Origin of the sequence: Micromonospora sp. RHAY321, assembly GCF_023896955.1 — a bacterium.
In the GTDB taxonomy this organism is placed as follows: domain Bacteria; phylum Actinomycetota; class Actinomycetes; order Mycobacteriales; family Micromonosporaceae; genus Micromonospora.
In genome coordinates, this window is record NZ_JAMHIW010000001.1 from 193,930 (window position 1) to 218,866 (window position 24,937).

A 24,937-nucleotide genomic window follows, 5' to 3' on the forward strand; every position below is an offset into this window, starting at 1 on the left:
ATGGGCGATGAGTTCCGGTGCCGAATAGAAGGCGCTGAGCGACGCTGAAGTCCTGATGGAAGCCCGTCGCCGGAGCGTCGCTTGCTGCCGATCCTCGACGGCGGGTGGGCCGCGTCCGAGGAGGAACGGACGCGGCCCGCAGCGCAACCGTCAGGCGTTCGGCAGCGGCTCGATGTTCTGGTTCACCCGGAACAGGTTCTCCGGGTCGTAGCTGGCCTTGACCGCCCGCAGCCGCTCGTAGGTGGCGGTGGTGTAGGCGCCACGGACACCTTCGGCGGTGGCGTCGGTGGCGGTGAGGAAGTTGACGAAACGACGTCCGCTGTCCCACGGGGCCAGGTTCTGGAGCAGCTTCGCGGCGTACGTGTCGACCGCGGTCGCCTGGTCGGGGCCGGCGATGGCCACGGTGTAGAACAGGAACGGAAGTTGGTGGTGGTCGATCGCGCTCGGCGACCCGCCGGGACGCGCCAGGGCACCGCCGAGGTGCCGGATCTCGACCAGCACCAGTGGAGAGTTGGCGCCCGATCCAGCCAGCTCGACGATGGCGTCCACCGCCTCGGCCGGGAACTCCCGCAGCAGCGCGGACCGGTCATACATGGGGATCGGCGCGGGCGGGTCGGCGTGGATCGAACCGACCGCCGCGTACGGCATCTCGGCGACCGTGTCGATGATGCTCGGGGCGGCCGCACGCAGCGGCTCGACCAACGGCTCCGCGTCGGCGGCGGTGCCCGCAAACGCGATGCGGACGTGCACGGTCAACCGTCCCCGCAGCGGCTCGGGCACCTCGGGCAGGGGCGGCAGCCGGAGCAACGCGACCGAGGAGGTCATCTCGTCCGGAACCGTCGCGACCCACTCCCGCCAGGCGTTCAGCACCTGCGGGGCGTACTCACCGGGGAAGAAGAGACCACCGCCGTAGAAATGCGGCAACGGTACGAGGTCGAACTCGAGGGCGATGACGACGCCGAAGTTCCCCTTCCCGCCGCGCAGTGCCCAGAACAGGTCCGGCTCGCTCGACGGGGTCACCTGGCGCAGCTCGCCGTCGGCGGTGACCAGGTCGATGGCGCGTACCCGGTCGGAGGCGTACCCGTACGCGCGGCCCAACGGGCCGAGCCCGCCACCGAGCGTGTAGCCGACCACCCCGACGGTCGGGGATGCACCGTTGAGCGGCGCCAGGCCGAACGGCGCCGCCGCCGCCACAACCTGCTCCCAGCGGGTGCCGGCCTGGACCCGGGCAACCCGGTTCACCTCGTCAATGGTGACGGCGTCCATCCGCCGGGTGGCGATCAGCACCGCCCCGTCCGAGGCCATCGGCGTTCCGTGGCCGGTGGCCAGGACGGCGACCGGTAGCCGCCGCCGCGCCGCGAACCGTACCGCCGCCTGCACGTCCGCGGCGGTGACCGCCCCCACCACCACGGCCGGGCGGTGCGGGTGGGCGAGGTTGTACGTGGCGCACTCCCCCTCGTAGCCGGCGTCGCCGGGCAGGAAGACGGTTCCGGTGACCTCGGCACCGAGTTCGTCCGCCTCGTGGCGCTGAATCTGGACCCCGTCAGGCCGGGAAGATGGCGTGGGCATGTGCGCTCCAAGGTCGATCGGTTTCGCGTCGCGTGTAGGAATCCGGCGACCGGGCGATCGCACCATCGCGTGATCTACGACTGATGGACGACGCGTGGATACGGCCGGCGGTGCCCCGGTGACTGGACCGCCCCCACCAGGCAGTCAGACGACAGCGCGTAGCGCCGCCGGGTCGGCGTGGAGCGCCTGCGCGACCATCGCCAGTTCCCGATGCAGTGCCCGCGCCACGGTCGGGTTCGCCTCGCCCTGGTCGATCGCGGTGAGCAGGTGCCGGCGGCGCTCCGACAGCCACCTCCCGGCGGCCTCCCGGTCGCGGAAGGTGAGGCCAGCGACGTCGAGCACTCGAACCCCCGACCGGACCACACCGGCCGTGTCCAGGGCGTTGCACGCGCTGGCCAACAGGAAACCGACATACCTGGCGACTGCCGCGTCACAGGCGGCGATGCCGTCCTGGGAAAACGCCCGCTGCCGCGCCCAGGGCCGGATCAGGCCGAGGTAGTGGTAACGGCGTGAGCCGTCGGGCTCGATCAGGTGCAGGTCGGCGAGGGACTCGAGGGCCTCCACCGCGGTGTTCGGTTCGACGTCGAGGATCGCCGCCGCCGACATGATCGACACGTCCGGAGCATCGGCCAGGGCGATCAGCCGGAAGGCGCGGGCCAGCGTGTCGTCCAGCCGCCGGTACGCCCGCTCGATCGGGGCTGCGGCGATCCGGCAGTCCTCGAACATCGGCTGACCCGAATCACCGTTGAGGTACTTGTCCACGTACAGGTAGTGCTCGACGGCGGCCAGGCTGCCCCGGGGTCTGCTCGCGAGTCGCGCGGCCGCCATCCGCACCGGAAGCGGCAGGTACGAGAACTTCGCCGTCAGCCGGGTCACCACGTCGAGGTCGTCGCTCACCCGGTCGCGGCCGGCGACCCGCTCGAAGAGGGCCAACGCCTCGTCTGGCTCCAGTACGTCGAGCCGCAGCCAGTGTGAGCTGGGCAGGTCGACAAGTCGGCGCTGACTGGTGATGACCACGGCGCACCCGGGCGACATCGCCAGCAGCTCACGAACCTGGGCACTGTGCTGGACGTCGTCCAGGACGACGAGTACCCGCCGGCCGCGAAGCATGCTCCGCCAGAGGGCCGCCCGCTGACCGACGAGGTCCGGCAGCTCACGGAGCGGGACGCCGAAAGCCTGGAGCAGGAATTCCAGCACCAGACCCGGACCGATTGGCTGGCCGCCCTCGTCGGTCAGGTCGACGTAGACCTGCCCGTCGGGGAAGTGGTTTCGCACCGCGTGCGCCAGATGGACGGCGAAGGCGGTCTTGCCCACCCCGGCCAGCCCGTCAACGCCGAGCACCGTGGTCGCGTCGGGGCGGGTCAACAGGTGGACGGCGCGGGCGAGGAGGTCGGCGCGTCCTGTGAAGTCCGGCAGGTCCGGCGGAAGCTGGGACGGTGCCGAGAGCGGCTGGTCCAACGGCGGCCGATCGGCTGCCACGGCGTCCAACTCCCGGTCCGCCGCGAGGACCCGCTGGTAGAGGTCGCGCAGTGCCGGTCCCGGGTCGATGCCCAGCTCCTCGGCGAGGAGTCGCCGGGCGTCCTGGTAGACGTCTATCGCCTCGGCCTGTTGACCCGACCGGTACAGCGCCAGCATGAGCAGTTCGCGCAGCCGCTCACGAAGGGGGTGCTCCGCGACCAGCTCGGTCAACTCGAGGGCCACCTGTTCGTGGCGGCCGAGCTGGAGGTCGAGGTCGAACCGCCCCTCGATCGCGGCCAGTTGCAGCGACCGGAGGCCGGTGCGGCGACCGTCGGCGAAGGACCCCTTGATGCCCACAAGCGGCGTGCCCTGCCACAGGTCGAGGGCGTCGCGCAGCTCGGTCGCCGCCCGCGCCAGGTCACCGGCGCGTCGGGCCTCCCGGGCCTGCGCAAGCCGGTGGCGGAACATGCCGAGGTCGAGGACCTCGGCCGGAACGCGTACGACATAACCACCGGCGACCGATTCGATGACCAGGGGCGACCCGTCGCCGCCCAGCACCTTCCGGAGCCGGTAGACGTAGGTCCGTACGGTCCCGACTGCCGTACGCGGCGGGTCGTCTCCCCATACGCCGTCGACCAGTGTCTCGGACGAGACCTGCACACCATCGCTCAGCAGCAGGATCGCCAGGACCGCCCGCTGCTGTGGCGATCCGAGGTCTATCTCCCGTCCGTCCCACCAGGCCCGTACCGGACCCAGCACCGCGAGCCAAAGTCCTCGCTCAGCAGCCACGCTCGTACCCCTCCACCGCCTGTCGGGCAGCTCGCCGGAAAACTGCCACGCACGCCCCGCCGCCCGGCTGCTCCGCCGGTCGCGGTGACCGCTTCCCCCGCGCAGGTCGGACACACCCTGGCAAGGATGAAGTGCTTCAAGATCCTGCGCGACTACCACCGCGCCGCCCGCACATTGACCGACACCGCTTCCGGCATCGCACACCTGCACAACATCATCCTGGCAGGCTGACCCCCAGCCCTTGCCAGGCAACGCCTCCACTCATACGAGACGTCCTTCAGCCCGGCAAACTGTTGCTGTAGCGCGTCCACAAACTGATGATCCAGAGATTCGCCCCCTCCTCAGATATTCCGCGTCATCTCGACAGGTTGCGCTGCAGCACTCGCCGACGCGTCCGGGTAGTCCGTGGAACGGCTGACATCGGCCCACTGCCGGGCCTCCGCGAGCCGTTTCTCGCCCGACTCCAGCGCGAGCCCCAGGGCGTCGCCGCCGAGCAGCAGCCGACGCGGCGGCTCCTTGGAGTCCACGACGTCGATGATCGCTCGGGCCATGCGGGCGGGGTCGCCCGGCTCGTTGCCGGCGTAGTCGGCGAACATGGTTCGCCACTGTCCGACGATCTGCTCGTAGTCGGCCTGGGTACTGCCGGAGGCCAGCGCCGCGCCCCCGGCCCAACCGGTACGGATGCCGCCCGGCTCCACGATGGTCACCTTGATGCCCAGCGGTGCCACCTCGTTCGCCAGGACCTCGGAGAAGCCCTCAACCCCGAACTTCGCGGTCTGGTACGCGCCGAGTCCGGGAGTGCCGCCGACGCGGCCGCCGATGGACGAGATCTGTACGAAGTGCCCCGAGCGCCGGCCTCGCAGGACTGGCAGCGCCGCCCGGGTCACGTTGATGACGCCGTACAGGTTTGTCTCAATCTGCGCACGCAACTCATCCTCCGGGAAGTCCTCCAACGAATTGCTGGTGGCGTAACCGGCGTTGTTCACGACCACGTCGAGGGAACCGAAACGCTCGACCGCCGCCGCGACCACGTTCCGGGCCTCGGAGGGTGACGTGACGTCCAGCGCCACGGTCTCCAGCCGCTCCGGGTGCTCGGCCTTCAGATCGGCCAGCACCTCCGGCCGACGCGAGGTCACCATGACCTGGTCACCCGCAGCCAGCACCGCAACCGTCAGCGCCTTCCCCAGTCCCTGGGAACCACCGGTGATCAACCAAGTCCGTCGCATGGCGTACCACTCCTATCTCATACGAACGTTTGAGTAACCGCCTCAGTAGAAGCGCTCTATCAATGTAGATGTTTGGGCTCCTAGGTGCCACATATGTGTGGCGTAGGCGGCCTCTATCACTTCGACTGAGTAGCCAATGGCATCCAAAACGCCGCAGTGCTAGGCTAGGGGAGACTATGAGAGCTGATGCCGCACGCAATCTGTCGGCGGTCCTGCGCACGGGTGCCCGACTGCTGGCTGAGGATCCGAGCACGTCCGTGGCAGCCATCGCCAACGCGGCGGGGGTGGACCGCACCACGGTCCATCGGCGCTTCGCCAGCCGGGAAGCCCTCCTCACAGCCGTATTCCAGGCGAAACTCGACTCCACCGAACAGGTCCTAGACGAGGCGCGACTCACGGAGGCGCCGGTGCCGGTCGCACTGCACCGCTACGCGGAGGGCATCATCCCCGTCAGCCGTGAGTGGCCGGTCGACACGGCCCGCTTGATGCAGCAGAACCCTGACGCGCGCCAACGGCGTCAGGGCCAGAGCGAACGGCTGAATGACTTCCTCCAACGCGCCGTCGATGAAGGCTTCCTGCGCTCGGACGTACCCCTGGAATGGGTGCGGGCGGTCCTCGACCAGCTGGTGGCCAGTGCTGCCCATCAGTTCCCCGACCTGGCGCCCCCGCAGGCGGCCGACGTCGTCGTGGACACGTTCCTCAACGGCCTCGGCAGAGCCTGACCCCTCGGCGGCGACCCGCCCCGACGCTGTTGGCGGCGGTGAACGCCAGGGCCCTGTCCCCGCAGGCGTTCTTGGCAAGGGGGTCGGCCCTGCGGATTCGAATTGGGCGTACGGCCCGTCGACCGTGTCGACGCCCAGGGCCCAGTTGCCTGGCACCACCAACCGTCGCGCATATGGCTGGCGCAGCCTTCGCGGGGGCCCGCCGGCCCGGTGTCCGGCATCAAGTTGATTGGCCGGCACGAACCGGAGTTCTCGATCGTCATGCCTCGCCCCTTGGCATCCTGAACCGTCCAGTGGCTGGCAAGACAAATGCTCATCAAAGAGGTCTGCCGCGTCCAACACCCTTTTGCTGTCGCAGCCACAGTCTGATCCTGTTGTCGCTTTCCATTGCCATGAAATCGGCGCCTCGTCGAGGGCGCGTCAGGGTGAGGTGAGCGTGTCGATCGCCATGGGACTGCGGGTTGACCGACCTCGCCACGTACGGCTTGTCCCATGGTTGCGACGACCTGCTCGGCGCGATCCAGCGCTGCGGGCGTCGGGAACGGGCGGCACGCTGGGGGAATCACCAGGGCAGCCGCCCACATGAGACCTATTGCGCGTGCCAAGGCAAGAAAAGCAGCGCACTTTACCCAGCTCAGGGGGGTCACAGGAGCAGACTGTCACTGCTACAGGAAGCGAGTGTTGGACGATCCGCGCGCCGGTGGTGAGGATGGTTCTCGCAAGCAGTTACAGAGAACCGGCACCGATCAGGAAGCAAAGACATGACAGATCAGACCCAGGGCCGCGTGTGGCTTATTACAGGATGCTCAAGCGGTTTCGGCCGTGAGATTGTGCGCGCCGCAGTGGCCGCGGGTGACCGGGTTATGGCGACAGCGCGCCGTCCCGAAACTCTTCAAGACCTTGCCGATCTCGGCAACGGGCAGGTCAGCACCTGCGCTCTGGACGTCACTGATCCCGACTCCATTCAGGTCGCGGTAAAGTCGACGCTGGCACTATTCGGCCGGATCGACGTCCTTGTCAACAACGCCGGATTCCTCATGATGGGCGCCGTCGAGGAAATCACTATGCAACAGCTGCGCGAGCAGATGGAGGTTCTGTTCTTCGGCGCCGCCGAGACAACGAAGGCTGTACTGCCAAGTATGCGCGAGCGGGGTAGCGGAACGATCGTGCAGATGAGCTCGATGGGTGGACAAACAAGCTTCCATGCCTTCGGGGCCTACCATGCCGGGAAGTTCGCCCTGGAAGGCTTGTCACAGACACTGGCGGGAGAAGTCGCCCCACTTGGGGTGCGAGTCCTGATGGTGGAACCGGGATCATTCCGCACCCAGATCAACAGCAACAAGACCGAGTCATCGGTCATCGACGCCTACAGTGGGACCGCCGGGGCGTTCCGCAGCTACGTCAACGCGATGCAAGGCTCCGAGGAAGGCGACCCCGCCAAGGCCGCAGCTGCCATTGTCACCGCGGTTGACAGCGACAATCCGCCCCTTCGACTCGCGCTGGGTGGTGACGCGGTCGACGGGCTCCGCGCCGAGCTCGAATCGCGTCTAGCCGACCTGACTGCTTGGGAAGAGCTGAGCCGATCGACCGCAGCGTCCTGACACGCTGTGCGTATGGCTGAGCCTGGCCGGCTTGATTCCTACTGCCGAGCCGGGGTTGTCGGACTCCCGGTCTAGGTTTCCGCGTTCCTTTGGCCGGACGTGCTCTGCACGTCCGGCCAAAGGAACGCCGAGCGCGGCCATCGCCGACCGCCGTCGGCTCAGGTCCGTCACGTGTTGCCCGGGGTTGCTCTCGGCATCGCTGATCTTTATGCTTCCTGGGCGTCAAGAGTGGTCAGCGTCAAGCCTCCCGGCTTGCTGACCCGGCAACCGCGCCACCCGCGCACGGTGCCTCCGGGGGAAGACCAGGCCGGCCGCAAGCTGCGGTACGGCAAGAGCGGGTGCCTCGGGCACCGGAAGGCGAGTTCACCGTGCCATTCGAAGAGCCGGACCTGGCTGCTTTCGCGGTCTGCCTGACCTGCGGGACCCTCCGCGATGGCGCGCCGCGCGAGCAGCGGTGCCGCTGCCAGCCGCGTACGCCGGAGTGGGAGCAGCAGTGGCAGGGGCAGGACATCTCAAGTGACCTCGACCTGTGCGTGTTGTGCGTCCGAGACACGGTGACCACCCGAACCCGGTGGTCGTGGCTGGCCTGCGAAACCTGCCGACACGTCTCGCAGGTCGTCGGGGAACGGTACGGCCACCGCGCCGCACTGCCGCTAGGCCGGCACTCGATCATGAACGGCGACGTGGTCCAGCCGCAGACGGCCACGACCACCGAGGTCGCCGCCTCGCTGGTGACCTCGGCGCGGCGTTGCAACGAGCTGCGCGAGTGGCAGCAGGTGGAGTTCGACCGGCTCGCCGAGCCACTACGCGTGGTCGCTTCGAGCGTGCCGCTGACCGAGTGGCAGCGAAGATGGCCGCCCTCGCTCGGAGCGAGCGTCGACGCTTTCGACCGCTACGGCGTCATGCCCGTACCCCACGACCTCAGCAGCCTCCGGCAGGCCCAGACCGAATTCCTGTCCACCGCTCGTTGATCGCCGGTCCGGGCAGTCCGACATCGCTTGAGTTCGCGGTGTTGGTCGAGGTTGTAGGGATGCTTGAGCTTGTTGATCTCGCCATGCGAGCTAGTGATTGCAAACTGAATCCTCTTCAGAAAAGCTGAAGCCACATCGGGCGAGCCGATGTGGCTTCGGATGGCATGAAGGCAGGTATCTCGGGTTGGGGCTGGCAGTTGTCCGTGATCTCCGCGACCGGCGGGCGCCGGCGACGGACGAGGAGCTCGAAGACTTCGAGGTAGATGTCCTGGCCGGGTTCGTGTTGGCACGCGCCTCGGCGGGGTTGACCGACGGGACCGTGCGCGGCGACGTGAGCCAGTTGGAGCAGATCCGCGACTGGTTCGGCCGACCGCTGTGGGAGATGGAGCCGACCGACGCGGACGCATACTTCGGCCGAGTACTACGCGGCGCGCCCTCCGGCACGCGGCTCGCGAGGTCGCAGGCACTGCGGACCTACTTCGCGTTCCTGGAACTGCGGTCCAAGCGCAGCTGCACACGCTGACTGGGCGGGTCGTGACCTGCCCGATCGACGAGGTCAACCGGCCGCGCGGGCGCAAGGACGCCATGCTGCGGATCCCGCCGGACGAGGGCGAGATCAGGACCTTCTTCTCTGGGTGGGCGGCCGGGCTCGCGACCTGCCGCAAGTTCGCGCCGACGGCACGCAACTACACGGCCGCCCGGTTGATGGCCGATGTCGGGCTGCGAGTCAACGAGGTCCGCAACCTAGATCTCGACGACATCAGGTGGGGCCTCGGCCCGTTCGGCAAACTCCACGTCCGCGTCGGGAAGGGCTCAAACGGCTCTGGCCCGCGCGAACGTATGGTGCCGCTGATTAACGACGCCGGGCGCACGCTGCGCTGGTACGTCGAGGACGTATGGGCCCACTTCGGCGGCGACTACCGCTCGCCGAAGGCCCCGCTGTTCCCGTCCGAGCGACAACCGCTCGGACGCGTCGGCTATGACGCTTTGCGCGCCGGCCTAGCGACCGCAGTCGCCGCGTATCTGCCGAAGTGGACCGAAAAGCTGACACCCCACGTCCTGCGGCACTACTGCGCGTCACAGATGTATATGAACGGGAGTCGATCTGATCGCGATCCAGGAGCTGCTCGGCCACGCCTGGGTCGCCACGACGATGAAGTACGTTCACGTGCACCGCACCCGCATCGAGCAGGCGTGGCTCGACGGGCAACGCCGCGCCGCGCGACGACTGGAAGGGCTCGCCTGAAATGCGCTGGAACATGCGCCTGGTCGCGGCGCAGCGCGGCATCTGGAAAGCGTCCGACCTGCTCCGGCTGTTCGCCGAGCACGGCCTGGTCATCTCTGCCGGAAAGATGTCCGGCCTGTGGTCCGGCAAGCCGGTCACGATCAAGCTCGCCGACCTCGACGTCATCTGCGTCGCGCTCGACTGCCAGGTCGGTGACCTGCTCATTCCCGAACCCGAAACGGTGACCCGCTTTGGCCAGGAGACCGCCAAACCGGCCGCCGACGCCACCAGACCCACCGACATCCAGGCCGTGATACCCCGGCGGCGTGACGGCCGCTCGTTGCCGCCTCTCTGACCGATGGGCGCTCGCGACCACGACGGCACCTGGACGCCGCGCACCGTGACCAGCTGCGCGGGCTGCCTGGCCTGGGGCCTGACCTACGCCCAAGGCGTCTGCCTGGCCTGCTACAACTTCGCCGCCCCGAGCAGGCACCACCCGATCGGGGTGTGCGCGGCCTGCGACCGGGTGACCAGGCTGAAGAAGAGCTACTGCCGGCTGTGCTGGTGCCAAGCCCGCGACGAGCGCGAACGGTTAGCCGTCGACGCCCGGTCCGCGGTCCTACTGGCGCCCTACCTCGACGGGATCCGCTGGCAGCAACTGTTCCTGAGCATCAGCGATCGCCGATTGCCACCGCCGCGCACGGCCCCACGCCGCTACGGCACCAAGGGGCGCCCGCTGAAGCAGGCTCCACCTCCCGCCTCTCGACCGGTCAGCACCTGGCTGCAACCGGCGCTGGTACCGCCGGGACCACGCGACTACCTGAACGCCGCCGTCGACCTGCGCACCGCACCACCGCCGGACAAGCCCTGGCTAGCCTGGGCACTGCACCTGGCACACACCAACGCCGAGACACGCGGCTGGAGACCAACCGCGCAACGCGCCATGCAACGAGTCCTCGTCCGGCTGTTCTCCGACCACCGCGAACCGGACCGCATCCGGGCTAGCGACCTCGGCGCCCTAACCGCCCAGTACTTCATCAACCTCGACCGTGTCGTCGAGATCCTCGCCGCGATGGACGTCCTCGACGACGACAGGCCGGCCGCCCTGGAGAACCTGATGGCCGTCAAAGTGGCCGACCTGCCGGACGCCTGGCGCCACAACCTGCTCACCTGGGCGCGCTTGCTGCGTGACGGTGGCCCCCGCAGCCGACCCCGCGACGAACAGACCGTCCGCGCCTACCTCGGCGTCGCCGCGGACGCCGCCGCGAACTGGCCACAACGCGGCCACCTGCTCGAAGTCACCCGCGACGATGTCCTCGCCTACCTGTGCACGCTGCAGGGAACACGCCGGGAAATCGCCGCCACCGCACTACGAGCACTGTTCCGGTGGGCCAAACGACACAAGTTGATCTTCCGGAACCCGACCCACGCGATCTCGATCCCGAAAGTGCCAGACCCGATCTGGCAGCCGCTACGTCCGGACGAGATCACCGCCAGCGTCACTGCCGCGACCACCCCGCAGGCCAGGCTCTGCGTGACCCTCGCGGCCGTCCACGCCGCCCGACCGGGCCAGATCCGTGCCCTACACCTCGACGACCTCGATCTCGCCAAACGGCGGATCACCATCGCCGGTAACAGCCGCCCGCTCGACGATCTCACCACCCACGCATTGCTCGACTGGCTGGCCTACCGCCGCGAGCGATGGCCCGGCACCGCCAACCCGCACCTGCTGGTCAGCACCACGAGCGCGCTGGGCCATGCGCCGGTCAGCGCCACCTGGATCCTGAACCTGCGTGGCCTGCCCGGCACCCTCGAACGACTGCGCATAGACCGCCAACTCGAGGAAGCCATCACAGCCGGCGCGGACCCGCTGCACCTGGCAGCCGTCTTCGGCTTCAGCGAAGGCACCGCGATCCGCTGGGCCACCAACGCGCGGCAGCTACTCACCAACCCCCTCGCCGACACCCCGAAGTAGGCTGCGAGCCCAGACTGCTGAAGTACGCCGCCGCTCGGATCGCGGCAGATCCGGATACTCACTGGGCTTGAGTCGGGCAGGGTGTTGGGCGGTCAGGTGTTCTCGGCCAGCGGTTGTCTCCTTCCCAGGCGTCGAGGTTGAGCGGCCGGGTGGCGTCGACGCCGGCGGCGAGCGGCGCACCGGCGGCAACGGCGTGCGTCGGGGTGCCCGCGCCATCCGGAACACCGGCGCGACCGAACTGCGAAGACGGCGTACTCGCACATATGTACGATGTGCGGCTTTCGGGATTTCGACCTAGCCTGCGTGGTGACCGCCGCCGCGCCATTGGCCGTGGATTCGCGGCGGCGGTCTATTGCCCCACTCCAGGTATTCGAGAAGGAGCAACGTGACAATCCTAGTAACCGGAGCGACCGGAAACGTGGGTCGCCAGGTGGTGGCCCAACTGGTCCGGGCCGGGCAACCGGTGCGGGCGATGACCCGCCGGCCGCAGACAGGCCGGCTGCCGGACAGTGCCGAGGTGGTCCAGGGAGACTTCGAACGTCCCGACACCTGGCCGGAGGCGCTGGACGGAGTGCAGTCGGTGTACCTGTTCCCCTTCGTGTACGCCGCGCCCGACCATGGGTTCGTCGATGAGGCGGTCAAGGTCGGCGTCACCCGGTTCGTCGTGCACTCCGCGGCGGCGGCCGGGTTCGCACCCGGAACCGGAGGTGACGGCGCCCTCGGGCGGCACCTGACCGAAGAGCGGGAAGCGCACCGCGGGTCGGAACTGGTGGTGGAGGCCTCCGGCGCTGAATGGACCCATGTGCGGCCGGGCCTGTTGGCCGCCAACGCTCTGCAGTGGGCCGACCAGATCCGGGCCGGACGGGTGGTGCGCGGGCCGTACGCGTCCGCTGGCTATCCGGTGGTCCACGAGGCTGACGTCGCCGATGTGGCGGTCGCGGCGCTGCTGACCGACGACCATGTCGGTGCCGCGTACACCGTCACCGGCCCGGTGAAGGTCTCGCAGGCGGAGCAGGTCACCGCGATCGGTGCCGCCATCGGCGTTCAGGTGGGATTCGAGGAGCTCGATCCGGCCGAGGCGCGCAGGCACTGGCTGCGCGACGGCGTCGATGACGAGACCGCCGACTGGATGATCGCGCTGCTCGCCGACGCGGTCGACGGGACCGGTGCGCTGCCGCCAACGGACACCTATCTGCAGGTGACGGGACGACCACCGCGCACGTTCGCCCAGTGGGCCAACGACCATGCCGCCGACTTCCGCCCGGAGGTGACGCGATGACGATTCTGGTCACGGGTGCCACCGGCATGGTGGGCCGACACGTCGTCGCCGAACTGGTGAAGACCGGCCATCGGGTCCGCGCACTCACGCGGACGCCGTCGGCGTCGAGCCTTCCGGACGGGGTGGAGGTCGTCGGCGGCGACCTGACGGACCCGCCGTCCCTGGAGCCGTCGTTGAACGGCGTCGAGAGGATGTACCTGTTCTCGGTCGGACGGACGGCGCGTGACGTTGTCGCTGCTGCGAAGTGGGCCGGCGTGCGGCGCATCGTCGTGCTGTCCGGGGCGCTGGCCGACACCGACGACAGCGAGGACGGGTACCTGGCGGTCGAGCGTGCGGTCGAGGACTCCGGACTGGAGTGGACGCACGTCCGGCCCGGGGAGTTCGCCGCGAACTGGCTGGACTGGGCCCCGGCCATCAAGAAAGGTCGGGCGGTTCGCCGCCCATACGGGGCTGCGGTCACCCAACCCACCCATGAGGCGGACATCGCCGCGGTCGCCGCGACGGTGCTCGTCGAGGACGGCCACGCCGGCCGGACCTACACCTTCGCCGGCCCCGAGGCGCTCACCACCGTCGCGCAGGTCGACGCGATCGGCACGGCGATCGGTGCCACGGTGCGATTCGACGAACTCGATCCGGCCCAGGCCCGAGCCGAGTGGATCAGCAACGGCTATCCGGAGGCGTTCGTCGACTGGATCTTCGCCATGTGGGCGGAATCCGCGCGTGCCCCCGCCCCGACGAACCAGGAGTGGGCAGACATCGTCCCGCGCCTGACCGGCCGACCCGCGCGGACATTCGCGCAATGGGCCACCGACCACGCGACCGACCTCCGGTAGACCGTTCATCGTGGGGCATGGCGACCCGTCCGGGCCACCGTGCCCCACACGACCGTCAACCCAGCACGACGCGCGACGAACGCTCCGCGCAAACATCCTCATCTCGGCAGATCCGCGCGTCGGCTCGTGGAGGTTGGCCGTCAAGATGGGTATTGAGAGACGCCACCGTATCGGCGTGGCACTCAACAAGCTTCGCCCAGTCGCTGATTGACCATGGGGCGACGACATATGCGCCGCCGCCCTCCCGCCAGGCGATCGTTGCCCACAGCTCATCTGAACCAAGCGGTCCGATCGAAGGAAGCCGCGAGCCCTGCGCAGTGCGAGCCTCCGCGTAGTCACCGAGCGCTAGGGTGAGTCCGAACCCGAGTGTCCGGATGGCATGACGAGCCCACCGGACACCCGCATTCGCCGCGTCAACACTTGGGTTCGTTGGAACTCGCGGAGATTAGGACCTTTGTGAAGATCAGGACATCCTCGTGGGTGATCAGGTGCAGCGGGCTACCGGCAGCGCGTGCCTTCCGCACGGCTTGGAGTTGGAAGAACGACGGTCGGGCAACGAGCTGCCCGTCGCGGACTGCCGCCAGGAGGGCCACGCACCGCTCGGTCGGTACCAGGCCCGCGCGGACGCCGGCGGCGATGACGGCGGAGGGCAGGTCGACAAGCTGGCCGTTTTTGCGCCACGGCCGGGCGGTGACCACCACGATGCCGCCGGGGCGCAGCAGGTCGGCGCAGCCGGCGAGGATCTGCGCGAACCCGTCGGTGAGGCCGGTGAGGTCGCGGTACGCGAGGTTGCCCTTGTCGGTGCCGTCGTTGTAGGCGTTGTCGAACTTCGCCACCCCGTCGATGCCGGGCCGGACAAGGCCGTGGACGGTAGGCCCGTACGGCGGTGAGGTGACCACGAGGGCGACCCGTCCGGTGAGTGCGGCCGGTAGCAGGGACCGCAGCCGGGTGGCGTCACCGCGAAGGACGGAGCCGCGGCCGGTGGCGCCCTGGGTGTGGGCGTGGCTGATGTTCGCATCAGCGATGTCGGACCAGCGAGATTCGTACTCCACGCCGATGGCGTCGCGGCCGGCGTGCACGGTCTCGACGAGGGTCGTGCCGATCCCGCACATTGGGTCGAGCACGAGGTCGCCGGGCTGGGTGTAGGCGTGCACGGCGTGGGCGGCGATCGCTGGGAGCATCCGGGCAGGGTGCTTGACGGACTCGGCCACGTACCGGCCGCGGCGTTGCACCGGACCTGTCTGTTGGGCGGTGGCCCACACCGACAGACCGTCAATGTGCCGTTCGCCGTCGGCTCGGTGGCGGCCCTCGTAGGTGCGATGCTGTCCGCTGGCGGCGCCGGTCGGGATCGGCTCGTCCGGGCCGGAGTGGTGGGCATACTCAGCCACGGTTGCCACCACCCTTCCGCCGTGCGTGGGGTGCGGAGATGTGGTGCTGGCTGAAGACGAGCAGGTCGGCGTGCACCCGCAGGTGCGACACCGCCCAATGCTGCTCGCCGGCCTGCTGGGCGAGGGTGAGCAGTTCCTCGTCGGTGAGGTGGTAGACGAACGCGTCGCCGTCGGTGTCCGCGGCGACGGCGACGATGTGCTGGAGGTAGCCCAGGCCGACCGACGCGGCGGCGGTGGCGACCGAAGTGAAGTCCTCGGGCTGGGAACTGGTGGAGGGGACGGTGACGACGAGGACGAGGCAGCCGCCGGGGCACAGCAGCTTGGCGCAGGCGGTCAGTAGCCACGCCAGCCGGATCCGGTTGGTCGTGTCGGTGGGGTCGAGGGGCCAGCTGGCTACGACCAGGCTGGTCGCCTCAGCCAGGGATGCGGAATTGGGTGCGGTGGCGCTGGGCAGGTCGGTGTCGGTGAGGTCGTCACCGAACCAGGCGCTCATGTCCGGCAGGTCGCCATCGTGGGAGAGGGTGGCTGGGTCGGGGCGGCCTGGAGGAGTGGCGGGTCCAATGATCAGGCTGGACGCGTCGGTGAACCAGGCCGGGTGGTGCCGGCGGCCGCCCGTGCTGCAGACGGCTGCCAGGGCGTGGTCGCCGGTGAGGTCGACGACCACCTCACCGGGGCGGCTGTAGGCGGCCACGAGCCGGTAGGCCAGTCGGGCGCCGATGCTGCGGCCGGCGTCGGTTTCGGTGCGGGCGGTGCGCCACACGGTGACCGGCACCGGCGGGTCGCCGGCGACCAGGTCGATCAGGGTCGGGTCGACGTGGTGCGGGTCGACCGGGTGGGCAGGGTCGGGGTGGTGCGGCGTGTGCTCGCTCATGTGGTGTCGGCTCCGCGCCGCGCCGTGGTGCGCTGACATCCTCAAACCGGCGATTGTCAGCTCAGGCGGAGACCCCTGGATCTGACAGAGGACTGACAGTGCCGTCTGCGGAGCACTGTCGCGGTCCGCGACGTCGGTCGCCCCGGTGTGTCAGAGCGGCGCCGCACCGGCGTGGCCGGCACTGACAGAGCGTGGCCCGCTCCGTGACAGATGCCCGCGCGGCGCGCGGGCTGTCATGCCATGTCGGCGAGGACAGCGCCGCGGCGTCGTGTCATCCGGGACGGTGCCACTGCCCGCCGCGGTCCGTGGCCGGGTTGTCGCCGTGACCGACAGGGCTGCTACCGCTTCGCTATCCGACCGAGGCTGTCTGACAGTGGGCAGCTGTCAGGGGCGGCCGCAGTGGCCAGCGCGGGCCGTCAGGCCACTGTCAGACGCCCAGGGCGAGCTTGGCCGGGTTGCCGGGCCCGACGACACGGGGCCTGTCATCAGCAACACGTGGGTATCTACTCGCAGGTCAGCGACGGTTTGTCAGACCGCTGTCAAAGCCGGCAGCGGATGTCGTCAGGTGGTCGGGCCAGCGCGCAGACAGGGCGTCGCCGAGATTGTGGCCTCCGTTGTCAGAGGGCTGTGAGGTTGTCGTGGCGCAATCGGTGCCATCACGCCTAGGCGATTCCGCCCAGCGGGTCCTCGACGACTTTCTCTGACATGGAGTGTGGACATGAGCGTGTCCGAACAGGACTGGCCCGATTCCCCGCTGGATGCTGTCGACGCCGCCTTCACGGCGCTGACCACCGGCCCCGACCCGATGACACTTGACATGGACGCTCTCGGACCCGACACCGGCCTTCCGGGCGGTGTCATGACACTCCCGGCGCTGCGTGACTGGCTCCTGGATCGTCCCCGTGCCTACGCGGCGCGGGACGCGGTGTGGCGGGATCTCGTGCGCCGCGCCCGCCTCGACGGCCCGTCCTGGGTGGTTGTGGCGGTGGCGATGGCGATGCCCGCGCTGCGGCGTCACGCCGGTCGCCTTCATTCTGGTTGGTCCGGTGACGGCGCCGACCTCGACGCGGAGATCCTCACCGGTTTCCTCACCGCGCTGCGCGACCGCGTCGACCTGGCCAAGCCCGCCCCGTACGCGGCGTTGTGCATGGCAGCCTGGCGGGCCGGGCACGAGCTGCGCCAGCGCGCCGGTACCGCGGTGCCCGTCGAGGACGTCGAGCACGTCACCGGACCCCGCACCCCGCACGTCCCGTACGGCCACCCTGACCTCCTCGTGCGCCGCGCCGCGCGACTCGGGCTGCTCGAGCACACCGACCTTGAGCCGTACATCGATCTGCGGTTGGGCCGACGGGCGATCGAACCCATCGCCGCGCGGCTGGGCATTACTGTCGACGCCCTCCGCAAGCGCATGAACGGCATCGACGAACGCCTCGCCGACGCCCTCGCGAAGGGGCTACTCACTAGCGTCGTGTCTCCGAAGGCACGCGAGTACCTGCAAAGCCGGTCCATACACCGCACGAAGACTCGCACCGGCCTCGCCACCGCCTCCCAGAGGCGGACGGAGGCGGCGAGAGCCGCAGCTGCCTGACCTGCGTGACATCCCGCAGTGGCGGGGTCTGACCTTCGTGGTCGGACCCCGCCATTGCGTTGCCCGCCTCTTGGCAGGGGTGGCGGAAAGCACCGCGACGCGGTCGCGTACCACCTCGGCGGTGAGATCGTGGCGGCGCTATGCGAGACCCGATAGGTCAGCACCGACGTCGGTGTCTTACCGCGGATGTCATGGGTTACCGGGCCAGGAGATACCTGCCGCATTTGACCAGGTACCACCGGTCCGCTGTCCGAACCTGACGGCTGATGGTGGGCCGTGTCAGAAGCACACCACGCATGTCACGACATCGTCGTCTGAGCCGCGGTTCCGGGGACGTAGCTCGGCTGTCAGACCCGTGTCAGGGCCGAAGGTGTCCACCAGAGCTGACAAGCGCCGGTTTGAGGGTGCGGAACATCCTCCGGCGCACAAGTCGCCTGCGGGGTTCCGCCCGCCGCCGGGCCCTGAGGTTGGGGCCGACCGCGAGCCGGGCGCCTCGGGTGCCGCGCCGTTTGGTGCGCTGACACCTCACCGAAACCCGCCACACCCGACAGGGAGGACGCGCTCCTCCCGAGGACATGTCGCGGCTCGACCACGCCCTGCCTTCCGCGCCCGGCGGCGGCCCCCTATCCGCCGATTCGACGCCCCACCCTTGCCGCTTGCCGGGGTGGGGCCGGAGGTGACCATCCCCATGTTCCGCATCCCGGCACGTTGTCGTGCCCTCACCTACTCCCCTACCGTCCGCGTGGTCAGCGGCACTGCCGTCGTCGCCGCAACCGGCTTGTTGTTCCTGTCGGTGCCTGCGCCCGCGTACGCCGAGGCCGGTCAACCGGTGCTGGCGGCGAACTCTCTGCCGGTTGTCATCGCGAATCTGCAGGCCTGGCTGATCGGCATCCTCGCCGCGGTGGCCACCCTGTTCCTTGTCCTGGCCGGTGTGTACTGGGCGACCGCGGGCGGTGACCCGGCGCAGGTCGAGCGGGCCAAGGGCGCGCTGAAGAACGCCTTGGTCGGCTATGGCCTGGCGGTGCTCGCGCCGATCCTGTTGCAGGTCGTCCAGGGCATCGTCGGAGGCTGATCATGGGTTGGCTGCTCGATCAGATCCTCGACTGGCTGACGGCGGCGATCCTCGCGACCTTGGACGCGCTGATCGGGGTGATCAGCAGCGCGCTGCTGATCACCCCGGACGTCACCGCCCTGCCGCAGGTGCAGGCCCTGACCGGCCGTTCGGTCCTCGTCGTCGACGCCGTCTTCGTCCTCGCCTTTGTTGCCGCCGGCGTGCTCACCATGAGCGCCGGCGGCAGTGAAACCTCCCACTACACCGTCAAGGACCTCGTGCCGAGGTTGATCGTGGGGTTTATTGCCGCGCATTTCTCGCAGCTGTGGTGCGGCATGCTCATCAGCCTCGCCAACGCTCTCACCGGCGCGCTCACCACGCCCGACGGGGACAGCGACCGCGCGCTGCGGGCGATCAAGACGCACGTGGCCGCCGGCCAGGACAAGACAGCGGTGCTGCTCTTCGTGGTCTGCGTGGCGATCATCGCGGTGCTACTCGCGTCCACCGCGTTCAGCGTGATCGTCCGCTTCGCCGTCGTACTCGTCCTGACCGCGTTCGCGCCGCTGGCTCTGGCGTGTCACGCGCTGCCCCACACCGACCCGATCGCCCGGATGTGGTGGAAGGCCTACGCCGGCACTCTCGCGGTGCCGGTGGTGCAGGGCTTCACCCTCTACGCGGGGCAGTGGATGCTCACCGACCCTGCGCACCTGCTGCCAGTGCTCGGACTGCCGGTGGACCCGGGCGGGGTGATCAACCTGTTCGTGGTGATGGTCATGCTCTGGACCACCCTGCGCGTTCCGGCGATGATGAGCCGCTTCGTGTCCACCGGCAACGGCCGCGGCGCGAACATGATCGGCGCCGCGGCGCGGGTCATCGTGGTGCAGCAGGTCACCCGGTCGATTCCCGGCCTCGGCCGCGGGCTGCGGGCGGTGAGCCGATGACCGCCGACGGCCGCAGCGAGCAGGGGCGGACGCGGATGCCCGCCGACGTCGACGCCCCCGACAAGGTCCTCTACGGACTGACGTTCCGGCAGCTGGCCATCCTCGCTGTCGCCGCCCTGGCCTTCTACGGCGCGTGGCGCGCCCTGCATCAGCTCCTTCCCGCGCCGGTGTTCGTCGGCGGCGCCGTCATCGTCGGCGGGCTTGTCTTCGGCATCGCGGTTGGCCGCCGTGACGGACTGCCCTTGGACGTGTGGCTGCTCGCCGCCGTGCGCTACTGCCGGCTCCCCCGCGCGCTGTCGACCACTGACACCACGTCGGGGACACCCGACTGGGTGCAGATGCCGCGGACAACCGTGACGCTGCCGGCGCCGCTCAAGCTGCCCGCCGACGCCATCGACGACCGCGGGGAAATCCGCCTCGGCGCGACGCGGGCGGCGATGGTCGCCGCGACGAACGTCAACCTTGCCCTGCGCACTCCCGATGAGCAGGCGGCTCTCGTCGACACCTTCGGCCGGTGGCTGAACTCCCTGTCGACGCCGACGCAGATCGTGGTGTCGGCGCAACCGGTGGACCTGCGCTCGCACGCCCGCACCATCGGGGCGGCAGCCGGCGCGTTGGCGCACCCAGCGCTGACCGACGCGGCAACCGATCACGCTCGGTTCCTCGATGACCTCGCGACACGGCGGGATCCGCTGCGCCGTCAGGTCCTCATCGTCACCCGCGCCAGCGCCGGTGAGCGGGGCGAGCACGCCGCGCGGCGCCGAGCCGGCGACACCGCCCGCGCCCTGTCCGGCCTTGGCGTGACCACCCGCGCGCTGGACGGCGCAGCGGTCACCGCGGCTATCGCCGCCGCCGCCGACCCCTATCGGCCAGCCCGCCCGGGTGGGCTGGCCGCCCCCGACACGGTCATCACCGGACCGGATCTCCCCACCGGCACAAGAAAGCGGCCCTCATGAAAGTCCTCACTCGTTTCCGCACGCCCGCCAACGGTGACCGCCAGCCCTCTTCGCTGGCGGCCACCGTCGCCCCCGCCTCGATCGAGGTAACTCCGCGGATGCTGCGCGTCGGCGACGGCTACGCCGCGACCCTTGTGGTCACGGGCTACCCGGCCGAGGTCGGGCCCGCCTGGCTGGAACCCCTGCTCAGTTGGGCCGGCCGCCTCGACCTCGCCCTGCACATCGAGCCGCTGCCCGCCCCGGTCGCGGCAGCACGGCTGCGCAACCAGCGGGCGCGTTTCGAGTCCTCCCGCCGCAGCGACGCCGAGCGCGGCAAGCTGTCCGACCCCCACGTCGACGCCGCCGCCGACGACGCCGAAGACCTCGCCCAGCGCCTCGCTCGCGGCGCGGCCAAGCTGTTCCGCGTCGGGCTCTACCTCACGGTGCATGCCCGCACCGAGGACGAACTCCTGGACGCCTGCGCCCAGGTGAGAGCCGCGGCCGCGTCGACGCTGATCGAGGTGCAGCCCGCCACGTGGCGGCACCTCGCCGGGTGGACCACCACTCTGCCCCTCGCGACTGACTCCCTGCAGATGCTGCGGACCATGGACACCGCCGCGTTGGCCGCAGCCTTTCCCCTGGCCTCGGCGGACCTGGCCGCTCCGCTGCCCGGCGACCCATCCGCCGAGGGCGGCATCCTGTATGGGATCAACCCCGACTCCGGCGGCATTGTCTGGTGGGACCGGTGGGCGCAGGAGAACCACAACTCCGTCGTCCTGGCCCGCTCCGGCGCCGGCAAGTCCTACTTCGTGAAGCTGGAGATCCTGCGCAACCTTTACCAGCAGGTGCAGGTCGCCGTCATCGACCCCGAAGACGAGTACCTGCGCCTGGCCGACGCCGTCGGCGGGGCCGTGGTCCGCCTCGGCCTGGCCGGGGTGAAGATCAATCCGTTCGACCTGCCGGCCGGGGACACCCGCCCCGACGTGCTGACCCGGCGCGCGCTGTTCCTACACACCTTGATCGCGGTGCTGCTCGGCGAGCAGCCTCCACCGGCGGAACGGGCCGCTCTGGACCGGGCGATCCTCGCCGTCTACCGCACTGCGGGCATCACCTCAGATCCCGCCACCCACCATCGGCCCGCCCCACTGTTGCGCGACTTCGCCAACTGCCTGCGCGCCGACACCGACCCCGCCGCGGCACAGGTGACCGCCCGCCTCGCACCGTGGGTGCACGGCTCGTTCTCGGACTTGTTCGACGGACCCACCACCACCCGTCCCGACGGGCACCTGGTCGTATGGTCGCTGCGGCACCTGCCCGACGAGCTGCGCCCCGTCGGGACCCTTTTGGCGCTGGACGCCATCTGGCGGCAGGTCGACGCCCCCGGCCGGCTAGCCACCCGACGGCTCGTCGTGGTCGACGAGGCGTGGCTGCTGATGCGTGACGGCGAGGGCGCCCGGTTCCTGTTCCGCATGTCCAAGGCCGCCCGCAAACGCCACGCCGGTCTGGCGGTCATCACCCAGGACGTCGCCGATGTCCTGGGCACCGACCTCGGCCAGGCCGTCGTCGCGAACGCCGCCACCCAGGTCCTGCTCAAGCAGGCACCGCAGGCCATCGACGCCCTCGGCGACGCGTTCGGCCTCACCGCAGGCGAGCGCCGCCTGCTTCTCACCGCCCGCGTCGGCACCGGACTGTTGATCTCCGGCACCAACCGGACCAGCGTCGAAGCCATCGCCTCCCAAGCAGAGCACCACCTGTGCACGACCCGTCCCAGCGAGCTCGCCGGCTTGGACGAGGGAGACGACCTGTGACCCCACCCGCCACCGCTTCGGCTCTCCTACCGCCCACGCCCGCGCCTGACCCGTCGGGGCCGGGCGCGGGCGTCGTCCTACCCCCGACCGGGCTCACCCGCTGGCTCATCGACGCTGCGGCCTGGGCGGGACAGCGGCCGTGGCTGCTCGCCGTGGTCGCCGCCGCGCTGATCGCCAGCGTCGCCGGGCGCAACCTGCTCGCGCGGTGGCGGCACCGGTGGCACGCCGACGGCGCCCGCCTCGTGACGATCGCCCCGCCACCCGAGATCGACCCGCACAGCGCGCAGGTGCTGTGGGCGAACCTCGCTGGCACCCTCGCCCCGTCGCGTCGACGAAGGTGGCTTCACGGAAGCCCGCACGTGGTCTGGCAGTACACCTGGACCGGCCGGCGGCTGCTCATCGGCGTGTGGGTGCCCGGCACCGTGCCATCCGGCGCGGTGGAGGCCGCCGTGCGCGCCGCGTGGCCCGGCGCGGCGTGCAGCACCGAGGACACCGCTGCGCCGCCGATACCGGTGGACGTGGCGGCGGCGGTGGGCGGGCAGCTGCTGCCCACCGCCGCCGAATGGCTTCCCTTCCACACCGACCACGACGCCGACCCGCTGCGGGCACTGATGTCCGCCGGCTCCCAGCTGCGCGCCGACGAGTACGCGTGCGTGCAGGTCCTGGCCCGCCCGGCCGCACCCCGCCGGGCGCTGCGCGCCCGCCGCGCGGCCATCAGGTTGCGCGACGGCAAAACCGCCATCCCCGCCATCAACCCGGCAGCGCCGCTGCTGTGGCTCATCGAGGTGTTCCTACCCGGTGGTCCCGCTGGCCCCGCACGGCCCGCTGCCGCAGGCCGGCGGGACCCGGGCGTGGAGCGCGACGTGCGGGCCATCCTGGACAAGAGCGCCCACCCCCTGTGGGAGACCGCCGTGCGCTACGCCGTCGGCAAGGACAACCGGCGTTCGAGCACCGACCAGCGGCCCCGCCTGCGCGGCATCGCCGACACCATCGCCTCCTCGTTCGCCGTCTACTCCGGCCGCAACCGCCTCACCCGCCGCACCCGCCTGCCGGCGCCCGCCGCCGTCATGGCATCGCGGCGCCTCGGCGCCGGGTTCCTCACCTGCACCCCGGAACTGGCCGCTCTCGCCGCCCTACCCCGCGACCTGGCCGTGCCCGGCCTGGACCGGGCTCGGGCGAAGTCCATGCCGGCCCCGGTCGCCGTGCCCACCGGTGGGCGCGGCACGAAGACGATCGGCGACGCGCAGGTCGGCGGCCACGGCGTCGCCCTGGCCGTCCCGGACGCCCGCTACCACCTACACGTCGTCGGATCCACCGGCTCCGGGAAGACCACCCTGCTGGTGAACATGGCCGTCGACGACATCACCGCCGGCCGCGGCACCGTTGTCATCGACCCCCACGGCGACATGGTCCTCGACATCCTCGACCGGCTTCCCGCCTCCGTCGCGGATCGGGTGGTGCTGTTCGACCCCGACCAACCCAACCCGCCCACCCTCAACCCGCTGTCCGGCGACGACCCGGACCTGGTGGTGGACAACCTCGTGTCGATCTTCGGGAACATCTTCGCCAAGGCGTGGGGGCCGAGGATGGACGACGTGATGCGGGTGGCGTGCCTGACCCTGCTGCGCCACGCCAACGTCACCCTGCAGCACATCCCGCCGCTGCTGAACTCCGCGCAGTTCCGGTCGGCGATGACCGTCGACCTCGACGACCCGGCCGGGTTGTCCGGGTTCTGGCAGTGGTACGACGAGCTCAACCCCGCCCTGCGCTCCCAGGTCATCGGCCCCGTCCTCGCCCGCCTGCGGGCGTTCCTGTTGCGCGACTTCGTCAAGCGCACGATGCGCTACCCGAAGTCGAGCTTCGACATGGGCAAGGTCCTTGACGGCGGCGCGCTGCTCGTCCGGATCCCGAAGGGCCAGCTCGGGGAGGACACCAGCAAACTCCTGGGTTCCCTCGTGCTGGCGCAGGTGTGGCAGGCAGCGACCGCCCGCGCGAAGACCGCCCCGGACAAGCGCCGCGACGCCACCCTGATCATCGACGAGGCGCAAAATTTCCTCACTCTGGCCAACAGTCTCGACACGATGCTCGCCGAGGCCCGTAAGTACCGGCTGTCGCTGGTCCTGTCCCACCAGGACCTCGCGCAGTTCCCCAAAGACCTCCTCGCCGCCGCGTCCGCGAACGCCCGCAACAAGATCTACTTCTCGTGCGCGCCCGAGGACGCCCGCGTGCTCGCCCGCCACACCCTGCCGGAGCTCGACGAGCACGACCTGACCCACCTCGACGCCTACACCGCCGCCACGCGCCTGGTCGTGGACGGCCGGCAGACCCCGGCGTTCACGATGCGCACCCGCGCACCGAAGCCCGTCGTCGGGGAGGCGACCGCCATTCGACAGGTCGCGGCGGCCCATGTGGCATCGCAGGACACCAGCGGTATCGACGAGCTGGTCGAGCAGTACTCCCGGCGCGGGGACAAGGCGACCAAGGGCCGCCGACGGTAGGCCGGGCCCGTCGCGGCAGGCTCATCCGCCGAGACGCCTGCGGGATCGGCGTCGAGGTGGGGCTTCCGGGCCCTCTTCCGTGAGGGCTTCAGCCGCCCTTCACCACCGCCCACCCGCCGCACCGACGACCGGCCCCGTCACGGGGACCGTCCCTGCAGCACACGAGGCCTGAATGCCCATGGCCGTCGTCACTGTCAGTTCCCGACACC

General features: G+C 70.1%; 19 protein-coding genes, 2 pseudogenes and 1 riboswitch. Of the genes and pseudogenes, 16 read left to right on the forward strand and 5 right to left on the reverse strand.

What is annotated here, in order from left to right; translation table 11 throughout:
- Window positions 1–150 precede the first annotated feature (150 nt).
- Complete coding sequence (locus M8C17_RS00965) at window positions 151–1,569, reverse strand: FAD-binding oxidoreductase (protein WP_252414199.1); 1,419 nt, start codon at window positions 1,567–1,569, stop codon at window positions 151–153.
- A gap of 144 nt (window positions 1,570–1,713) precedes the next feature.
- Window positions 1,714–3,816: a BTAD domain-containing putative transcriptional regulator gene (locus tag M8C17_RS00970; protein WP_252414200.1), complete on the reverse strand. Its 2,103-nt coding sequence runs from the start codon at window positions 3,814–3,816 to the stop codon at window positions 1,714–1,716.
- 99 nt (window positions 3,817–3,915) lie between these two features.
- Between M8C17_RS00970 and M8C17_RS00975 the strand changes: the two are divergent.
- Window positions 3,916–4,047: pseudogene (locus M8C17_RS00975) on the forward strand (IS5/IS1182 family transposase); the annotation flags it as partial.
- A gap of 110 nt (window positions 4,048–4,157) precedes the next feature.
- Here the strand turns inward: M8C17_RS00975 and M8C17_RS00980 are convergent.
- Window positions 4,158–5,042, reverse strand: a complete 885-nt coding sequence (locus M8C17_RS00980; protein WP_252414201.1) for an oxidoreductase — start codon at window positions 5,040–5,042, stop codon at window positions 4,158–4,160.
- A 176-nt stretch (window positions 5,043–5,218) separates the two neighbouring features.
- Between M8C17_RS00980 and M8C17_RS00985 the strand changes: the two genes are divergently transcribed.
- The 9 genes and pseudogenes from M8C17_RS00985 to M8C17_RS01025 all read left to right on the forward strand — a co-directional run bounded on the left by M8C17_RS00985 (window position 5,219) and on the right by M8C17_RS01025 (window position 13,648).
- Window positions 5,219–5,764, forward strand: coding sequence for a TetR/AcrR family transcriptional regulator (locus tag M8C17_RS00985; protein WP_252414202.1), 546 nt, complete (start codon window positions 5,219–5,221; stop codon window positions 5,762–5,764).
- A 761-nt stretch (window positions 5,765–6,525) separates the two neighbouring features.
- On the forward strand, window positions 6,526–7,365 hold the full coding sequence (locus M8C17_RS00990; protein WP_252414203.1) for an oxidoreductase: 840 nt from the start codon (window positions 6,526–6,528) through the stop codon (window positions 7,363–7,365).
- A 220-nt stretch (window positions 7,366–7,585) separates the two neighbouring features.
- A riboswitch (SAM riboswitch) is annotated at window positions 7,586–7,706 on the forward strand.
- A 27-nt stretch (window positions 7,707–7,733) separates the two neighbouring features.
- Window positions 7,734–8,336: a hypothetical protein gene (locus M8C17_RS00995; RefSeq protein WP_252414204.1), complete on the forward strand. Its 603-nt coding sequence runs from the start codon at window positions 7,734–7,736 to the stop codon at window positions 8,334–8,336.
- A 184-nt stretch (window positions 8,337–8,520) separates the two neighbouring features.
- Window positions 8,521–8,859 carry a hypothetical protein gene (locus M8C17_RS01000; RefSeq protein ID WP_252414205.1) on the forward strand — a complete coding sequence of 113 codons (339 nt, stop codon included), beginning with the start codon at window positions 8,521–8,523 and terminating at the stop codon, window positions 8,857–8,859.
- A 182-nt stretch (window positions 8,860–9,041) separates the two neighbouring features.
- Window positions 9,042–9,374, forward strand: a pseudogene (locus tag M8C17_RS01005) (site-specific integrase); the annotation flags it as partial.
- A 209-nt stretch (window positions 9,375–9,583) separates the two neighbouring features.
- The gene (locus tag M8C17_RS01010; RefSeq protein ID WP_252414206.1) at window positions 9,584–9,916 is read left to right on the forward strand and encodes a helix-turn-helix transcriptional regulator; all 333 of its coding nucleotides are present in this window, start codon (window positions 9,584–9,586) and stop codon (window positions 9,914–9,916) included.
- Window positions 9,917–9,919: 3 nt separating this feature from the next.
- Window positions 9,920–11,536, forward strand: a complete 1,617-nt coding sequence (locus M8C17_RS01015) for an integrase (RefSeq protein WP_252414207.1) — start codon at window positions 9,920–9,922, stop codon at window positions 11,534–11,536.
- Between the two features lie 385 nt (window positions 11,537–11,921).
- Window positions 11,922–12,815, forward strand: a complete 894-nt coding sequence (locus M8C17_RS01020; protein WP_252414208.1) for an NAD(P)H-binding protein — start codon at window positions 11,922–11,924, stop codon at window positions 12,813–12,815.
- On the forward strand, window positions 12,812–13,648 hold the full coding sequence (locus M8C17_RS01025; protein WP_252414209.1) for an NAD(P)H-binding protein: 837 nt from the start codon (window positions 12,812–12,814) through the stop codon (window positions 13,646–13,648). The genes M8C17_RS01020 and M8C17_RS01025 overlap by 4 nt, the downstream gene beginning before the upstream one ends.
- A 413-nt stretch (window positions 13,649–14,061) precedes the next feature.
- Here the strand turns inward: M8C17_RS01025 and M8C17_RS01030 are convergent, their stop codons facing one another.
- Both M8C17_RS01030 and M8C17_RS01035 read right to left on the reverse strand, forming a co-directional pair.
- Entirely contained in the window at window positions 14,062–15,045 is a 984-nt protein-coding gene (locus M8C17_RS01030; RefSeq protein ID WP_374556632.1) for a TRM11 family methyltransferase, read from the reverse strand.
- A complete protein-coding gene (locus M8C17_RS01035; protein ID WP_252414211.1) occupies window positions 15,029–15,907 on the reverse strand; it encodes a hypothetical protein in 879 nt (292 codons plus the stop codon). Before M8C17_RS01035 ends, M8C17_RS01030 begins: the two co-directional genes overlap by 17 nt.
- Window positions 15,908–16,625: 718 nt before the next feature.
- Here M8C17_RS01035 and M8C17_RS01040 point away from each other — a divergent pair.
- The 6 genes from M8C17_RS01040 (at window position 16,626) to M8C17_RS01065 (ending at window position 24,728) form a co-directional block, all read left to right on the forward strand.
- A complete protein-coding gene (locus tag M8C17_RS01040; protein ID WP_252414212.1) occupies window positions 16,626–17,495 on the forward strand; it encodes a hypothetical protein in 870 nt (289 codons plus the stop codon).
- Window positions 17,496–18,183: 688 nt separating this feature from the next.
- Window positions 18,184–18,567, forward strand: a complete 384-nt coding sequence (locus M8C17_RS01045; protein WP_252415049.1) for a pilin — start codon at window positions 18,184–18,186, stop codon at window positions 18,565–18,567.
- 2 nt (window positions 18,568–18,569) lie between these two features.
- Complete coding sequence (locus M8C17_RS01050; RefSeq protein ID WP_252414213.1) at window positions 18,570–19,487, forward strand: hypothetical protein; 918 nt, start codon at window positions 18,570–18,572, stop codon at window positions 19,485–19,487.
- The gene (locus M8C17_RS01055) at window positions 19,484–20,443 is read left to right on the forward strand and encodes a PrgI family protein (protein WP_252414214.1); all 960 of its coding nucleotides are present in this window, start codon (window positions 19,484–19,486) and stop codon (window positions 20,441–20,443) included. The genes M8C17_RS01050 and M8C17_RS01055 overlap by 4 nt, the downstream gene beginning before the upstream one ends.
- Window positions 20,440–22,230, forward strand: coding sequence for a VirB4 family type IV secretion system protein (locus M8C17_RS01060; protein WP_252414215.1), 1,791 nt, complete (start codon window positions 20,440–20,442; stop codon window positions 22,228–22,230). The genes M8C17_RS01055 and M8C17_RS01060 overlap by 4 nt, the downstream gene beginning before the upstream one ends.
- The gene (locus M8C17_RS01065) at window positions 22,227–24,728 is read left to right on the forward strand and encodes a helicase HerA domain-containing protein (protein WP_252414216.1); all 2,502 of its coding nucleotides are present in this window, start codon (window positions 22,227–22,229) and stop codon (window positions 24,726–24,728) included. The genes M8C17_RS01060 and M8C17_RS01065 overlap by 4 nt, the downstream gene beginning before the upstream one ends.
- Window positions 24,729–24,937: the final 209 nt, after the last annotated feature.